This window comes from Actinomycetota bacterium (assembly GCA_040755895.1).
Taxonomy (GTDB): Bacteria; Actinomycetota; Aquicultoria; order Subteraquimicrobiales; family Subteraquimicrobiaceae; genus Subteraquimicrobium.
This window is the reverse complement of sequence record JBFMAG010000010.1, coordinates 1-6,650: the sequence shown is the minus strand read 5'-3', so window position 1 is coordinate 6,650 and position 6,650 is coordinate 1. Positions and strand designations below refer to the sequence as shown.

Below are 6,650 nucleotides of genomic sequence, written 5' to 3'. Positions count from 1 at the left end.
AAAATTATCTTTAACAGAAAAGAACGTGATTGATGCCTGTGCTGAACTGAACCTTGCCACCGATATCTCTCACCTTTATGATGTAAGAGAATATGCAAAGCTCGGTGTAATGATGATACCAGCAATGATTGTGGATGGCAAGGTTGTAGTATCTGGAAGAGTACCCACGGTGGAGGAGGTAAAGAAGCTCCTCTACTGAGTAATGCATTCATCTCAAATTTGGGAACTTCTAATTATTTTCTAGGGCTCGGCGCCTTGAGCGGGGACTGTCCCCATCCAAGCTTGTTAGCAGCGAGATATCTCAACTGATATTAAAAAGATCGCTTATCGTACCAAAATTATTCCAGCAACTATTAGAATGATTCCAACTATCTTCGGGATGGTGAGAGCTTCACCCAGCAGGGATATCCCCAATACCGCTGCAATTAAAGGATATGTTCCGCACACGGGGACGACCCTAGAACTTTCACCGAGTTTTAGTGCGGCGAAATAAAACACTTGACCCAGAAGTCCAGCCAAGATGCCACCGATGGCTATATAAATCAGGCTTTTCAATTCAACCCTGGGTATTGTGGTTATTTCCTTTGTAAGAATGACGGAGACGATGAGGATTATGGAAATGACAACGCTTCTTACGGTAACAGCCACGAGGGGACTCATCTTCCCTATCCCCACTTTTTCAAAGATGGGAGCGCTACCCCAGCATAAGGACGCCAAAATTGCAAACCAGAACCATTGCATTTCATTCCCTCCTAGTTAAGATAATTCTTGTGATTAACCAAACAAATTAATTGCCGGTAAGCAAAGGATACTAAAATGAGAACAAAATAAAAAGAAAATTTTTCCAAATTTAACTTAAAAATGAATGCGGGTGTTGATAAACTTATAATTGTAGAGGCGATGAATTTTTATAGGGGTGGTTTTTGTGCTTAAGGCAATCAAAATAACACCAAAAAATACAGAGTTCGTGGTCATATCCTTTGAAGGGCCGGATAAATATTATTCTCAAGCAGGAGGTTTGGGGGTGAGGGTCTCCGAACTCACTCAAGCTTTGGCTTCAAAGGGGTTTACTACTCACGTCATCTTCATCGGAGATCCGAAGAAGCCGGGTGAAGAATGCTTGCAGGAAGGGAGATTGATTCTCCATCGCTGGTCTCAGTGGATAAGTGACTATTACCCGATTGGGGTGTACCAAGGTGAAAGTGAAAAGCTGTACGACTTCAACGAGACCGTGCCCACTTTTGTCATGAATGATATCGTTAAACCCGCGGTAGAAAGAAAAAAATTGGTGGTTATAATGGGAGAGGAATGGCATACCGCCGCTGCGATGATCGACACCAGTGACATCCTTCACTATAATGGTCTCAGGGATAAAGTATTGATGCTTTGGAATGCCAACCACACTATGTCCTTTCATCGGATAGATTGGGGTAGGCTGAACTACACCACAACTATCACCACTGTGAGCAAATATATGAAGCATTGCATGTGGGGTTTAGGTGTAAATCCTATGGTGATACCCAATGGGATTCCCAAAAGAATGCTGGAGGAGCACGATCATGAACTCTATAAAGAATTTCGGACAATTTTCCCTTCCGATTTGGTGCTGTTCAAGATAGGGAGATGGGACCCCGATAAACGCTGGAATATGGCCGTGGAAGCGGTTGCTTGCTTGAAGAGGATCGGTGTTTCCACGACTTTCTTGATTAGAGGAGGTAAGGAACCCTACGAGGGAGAAGTGGTGCATAATGCAAAAAAGCTGGGTTTAATGGTCAAGGAGGTTAGGGTCAAAGAGCCAGATATTAAAAATTCCCTTGATGCATTCCGTAGAGCCTTACCCGCTGATATTTTGAATCTCAAATTTTATCTCTCTGAAGACCTTCTGAGGCTCATCTACCGTGGCTCCGATGCAGTCTTGGCCAATAGTGGAAGGGAGCCCTTTGGGCTGGTGGGTTTGGAGGTAATGGCCGCCAGAGGGGTGGCGATAACCGGGTCAACTGGTGAGGATTATGTGACCCCCTTCCAAAATGCCATCGTTTTGGAAACCGATGATCCCCGAGAATTAGTCCAATATTTGCTCTTCTTAAAGGAACATCCTAATGAGGAGAAAAGGATTAGGAGAGAAGCACGGATAACTGCCAAGCAATACTCCTGGGACGAAATCCTCAAAAACCTAATTTACAGGCTAGAGTTCATAGCGTTCACCAAAAATATCCAAATGGGGGAAAATCCCCATGGCCAATGATCTGGTAGTCTACGTTGTCGTTCATCAGCCTCAAAGGTTGAAGTTGCCTGCTCAACCTATACCTAAGGGAGCTACACCCGATGATATTGAGAGATGTGTTTTCGATTCTAAGCTTAATCAATTTTACTTTGAGAAGGTTTCAAAGACATGTTACCACCCAGCTACCAGCCTGTTTCTTCAGATGGTAGAAAGTGGTTTCAAGATGTCCATCGGTTTCTCCGCTTCCTTCATCAAACAGGCCTTAGCCTGGGGACCAGATGTTTTGGAAGGTTTTAAAAATCTGGTCAAGCATCCAAATGTAGAGTTAGTCTGCCTGGAGCCCTATCATAGCTTCATTTTTTTCTTCGACATAGAAAAGTTCATTGATCGGATGAAATGGTGGAGGGGTTATCTTAAGGAGATTTTTGGATTTGAGCCCAAGGTAACCGATACCACCGAGATGTATATCTCAAATGATGTTTATTTTGCTCTTTTACAGGCGGGATTCGAAGGTGCACTAATGGACGGCAGGGAGTGGGTGCTGGAATGGCGTGATCCCACTCACCTTTACACTTATGTGAGGAAGAAACTCAAACTCCTCCCCAGGCATTATGATTTGAGCGACGATGTTGGCTATAGGTTCTCCAATCGGAGATGGGAGGGCTGGCCTCTCAAAGCTGAAACCTATGCCCACTGGCTTAAAGAGGCAAGGGGAGATTTTGTGCTCATCGGTTGGGATATGGAAACCTTCGGTGAGCATCAAAGGGAAGATTCGGGAATTTTTTGGTTTATAGGATCATTACCTCGAGAACTTGAGTGGAGGAACATCACTTGCCTTACGCCAAGTGAAGCCATAGCAAAGTATGAGGATAAGACCCACGATCTCCCTTTGCCGGAATTCGGTTGCACCTGGGCGGGAAGCGGGGGGATGGAGTTTTTCCTGGGAAACTCCGCACAATTGGCGATATTCAGGCTCATGCAGCACGTCTACAACAAAGCCAAACTCACTGGACATGAGAGGTTGCTGGACATCGCCATGTGGCTTACACAATCGGATAACCTGCACACGATTCAATGGTTTGGGCGTACTGGTGAGGAAGCCGAGGTATCGGCCTACTTCACCCCAAGACGGTGGTGGGAACTCGGTCCGGATAGAATAATTTGGGAGCAACAACAGGTATACAAGAATGTAATTCGAGCCATGGATCATTATCTATAAAAATGTTTTTCAACGGATCAGGAATTTGACAATCATTGCATCTCTAGGAGACGTATGACCAGGAGAATTAGTTTTGTTTTGGGACTACATAGCCATCAACCCGTCGGAAACCCCCCCTCGGTAATTGAACTTGCATACCAGCAAGCTTACCTTCCCTTTCTTCAGGTATTGGAGTCTCACCCCAAGATTAAGGTAACTCTGCACTATAGTGGAGTTCTCCTTGAGTGGATTTTACAGACTCATCCCGAGTTACTAGAGATGCTTGGACGATTAATCGATGCAAACCAGATTGAGATGAAAACTGGAGGTTTCTACGAACCTATTCTACCCATCATCCCAGACGAGGATAAGGTGGCACAGATCAATAAGCTAACCCATTTTATCCAGTCTCATCTCCACTATTCTCCTCGGGGTATGTGGCTTGCCGAGCGAGTTTGGGAACCCCATCTTGCAAAGCCCATTTCCGATGCAGGAGTAGAATATGTGGTGGTCGATGACTCTCATTTTAGATACTCCGGTTTGAAGGATGAGGAGATGGTGGGATACTACGTCACCGAGGAGCAAGGGGCTACCCTCAAGCTTTTTCCCTCGAGCATGAAGCTCAGATATCTCATCCCCTTTAAAGAGCCCAAGCGAATAATCGATTATTTGCATAGCCTGGCTACGGATAGAGGTGACAGAATAGCCATAATCGATGACGATGGAGAGAAGTTTGGAGCTTGGCCAGGAACCTACAGGACCGTCTACCAAGAGGGCTGGCTAGAAAATTTCTTCACTCTGCTTGAAGAAAATTCGGATTGGATCGATGTCCTTACTTTCGCTGAATGCCTTGACAAATTTGATCCCCGTGGAAGGATATACCTAACCACCGCATCCTATACAGAGTTAATGGAGTGGGCTCTCCCCACCGCCATGGCTCTGGAATATGAGAGAATTGTGAGGGAATTAAGTGAGTCGCAGAGCTTACAGCGGTATTCTCCTTTTCTAAGAGGGACGTTTTGGAGGAATTTCTTGGTAAAGTACCCCGAGAGCAATAACATACATAAAAAGATGCTTTATGTGAGCGAAAAGGTTCACCGGACCAATGACCCCAAAGCCCTGGAGGAGCTATGGCGAGGTCAGTGCAATGATGCTTATTGGCACGGCATTTTCGGCGGTCTTTATCTTCCCCACCTTAGATCCGCCATCTACGAGCATTTGATTCGTGCGGAGGCGTTGGAGGATGAGCGATTGCATGGCAGCAAAGCTTGGGCAGAGGTCAAATTACTCGATTTCGATAAGGATGGGCTAGATGAGGTGCTTGTGGAGACATCGAGGTTGAATCTATATTTTGATCCCGCGGAAGGAGGGACACTCTTTGAGCTGGACTACAAACCGAAACTAGTAAATTTATTGAATACGCTGGCCAGAAGACCAGAACCCTATCATGAAAGGATCCTCCAACCGCAGGAGCAAAAGGAAATACAAGGCTCTAAAGCGAAAACCATCCATGAGCTCATTCGGGTGGGTAAAGAGGATTTGAGACCTTATTTGCATTACGACCGGTATAGGCGTCTCTCTTTAATGGATCATTTTTTGTCTCCGGATGCGAATTTAAGCTCTTTTAAAGAATGCGTTTATGAAGAACAGGGTGATTTCGTGGATCAACCCTACGAAGCTCAAGTGATTGGCTCCGATCCCCCGGTAATTTTACTCAAACGGAGGGGAACCATATTTAAGCGATCCTTAAGGTTATCCCTTCAGGTTCAAAAGAGGATAGAGATTCCCAAAGAACGTTCCAGATTCACCATCGATTATGAGATTAAAAATCCTGCTACTCGCCGAAGCTCGGATATTTGGTTTGGAGTAGAATTTAATTTTTCCATGCCCGGAGGTTGCGAGCATGCTTATTATCACATTCCTGGAAAAAAATTGCCCGATAATAAGTTGAGTAGTATGGGAGAAAGTTCGGGAACTTCGACGGTGGGCATTCGGGATGAGTGTAAGAAGCTCAACATCACTCTCATGTTTGACAAAGACGCCCTCTTATGGAGATTTCCCATCGAGACGGTATCCCAATCCGAAGAGGGCTTTGAGAGAACTTATCAGGGCTCCGTGTTGATGCCTAGCTGGAAATTTATCCTGGAACCACAAGAAAGTTGGAAAGTTAGAATCATTCACGAGATTGAAGAGGCAAGGTGTCATGGGTAAACTTCTAAATGTAGCCTTTGTTTGGCATATGCATCAGCCTTATTATGGGAATGACTCCTACACCTTCCCTTGGGTTCGAGTGCATGCTATAAAAGACTACGCCGACATGGTTGCCATCCTCAAAGATTATCCCCATCTTCACCTAACTTTCAATCTCACCCCTTGCCTTCTCAGGCAAATTCAAGACCATGGTCAGGGTGATGTCGAAGACGTGTATTGGCAAATGACCATGAAACGGGCGGATACACTCACCCCTTCCGAAAAACTCTTCATCGTCAAGCGGTTCTGCAATCCCATTTGGTATAAAAGAATCTCCCCTTATCCTCGATACCTTGACCTCTGTAAAAGGATTGAGTTTCTAACAACTTTGTCCCCCACAGCTGCCATCGAAATCCTTACCCAGCAGGATATGCTCGATCTGCAGATTTGGTTCAACTTATCCTGGTTTGATCCTTTCTGGATCGAGACCGATGAAAAATTGCAATCTTTAGTGAATAAGGGGAGGAATTTTAAAGAGGAAGACAAAATGGTCATAGCTCAAAAGCAAAAGGAGATAATTAAAAGGATCATTTCCTTGTATAAGGAAGCGCGGGAAAGAGGGCAGGTTGAGGTTACAACCTCCCCTTACTATCATCCCATCCTTCCTCTTTTGAGCAATATCAACATCGCAAGACTTGCCATGCCACAAATAGTGTTTCCCATGAGGCAATTTGCTTTTCCAGAGGATGTAAAGGAACAGATAAAGATGGGTATAGATTGCTACCAAAACCACTTTGGCGAGTTACCTCGAGGACTTTGGCCTCCGGAATTGGCTGTGGGAGAGGATATCCTTTCAATGGTGGGGGGATCCGATATATCCTGGCTGATCAGCGATGAAGGCATTTTAGCCAAATCGCTTGGGATTGAGATCTCTCGTCATGGTATAGGTCATGTAAACGAACCCAAAGTGCTTTACCGAGCCTATCGCATAGAGAGAAAAGGGTTCTCTCTCGCAATCGTATTCCGCGATCGGGTTTT

General features: G+C 45.1%; 6 protein-coding genes. 5 read left to right on the top strand and 1 reads right to left on the bottom strand.

Annotated features, from left to right (window positions below):
• Positions 1 to 199: thioredoxin family protein (locus tag AB1466_00415; GenBank protein ID MEW6188567.1), on the top strand; the 199-nt coding region annotated here is incomplete at its 5' end.
• Positions 200 to 324: 125 nt separating this feature from the next.
• Here the strand turns inward: AB1466_00415 and AB1466_00410 are convergent.
• Positions 325 to 741, bottom strand: coding sequence for an EamA family transporter (locus AB1466_00410; protein MEW6188566.1), 417 nt, complete (start codon positions 739 to 741; stop codon positions 325 to 327).
• Between the two features lie 184 nt (positions 742 to 925).
• Here AB1466_00410 and AB1466_00405 point away from each other — a divergent pair, with 184 nt between their 5' ends.
• The 4 genes from AB1466_00405 to AB1466_00390 all read left to right on the top strand — a co-directional run.
• Positions 926 to 2,245, top strand: a complete 1,320-nt coding sequence (locus AB1466_00405) for a glycosyltransferase family 4 protein (protein ID MEW6188565.1) — start codon at positions 926 to 928, stop codon at positions 2,243 to 2,245.
• Positions 2,235 to 3,443, top strand: a complete 1,209-nt coding sequence (locus AB1466_00400) for a glycoside hydrolase family 57 protein (GenBank protein MEW6188564.1) — start codon at positions 2,235 to 2,237, stop codon at positions 3,441 to 3,443. Before AB1466_00405 ends, AB1466_00400 begins: the two co-directional genes overlap by 11 nt.
• Positions 3,444 to 3,497: 54 nt before the next feature.
• The gene (locus AB1466_00395) at positions 3,498 to 5,633 is read left to right on the top strand and encodes an alpha-amylase/4-alpha-glucanotransferase domain-containing protein (protein ID MEW6188563.1); all 2,136 of its coding nucleotides are present in this window, start codon (positions 3,498 to 3,500) and stop codon (positions 5,631 to 5,633) included.
• Positions 5,626 to 6,650 (top strand): glycoside hydrolase family 57 (locus AB1466_00390; protein MEW6188562.1); only part of this gene is annotated, 1,025 nt, incomplete at its 3' end. The genes AB1466_00395 and AB1466_00390, both read left to right, overlap by 8 nt.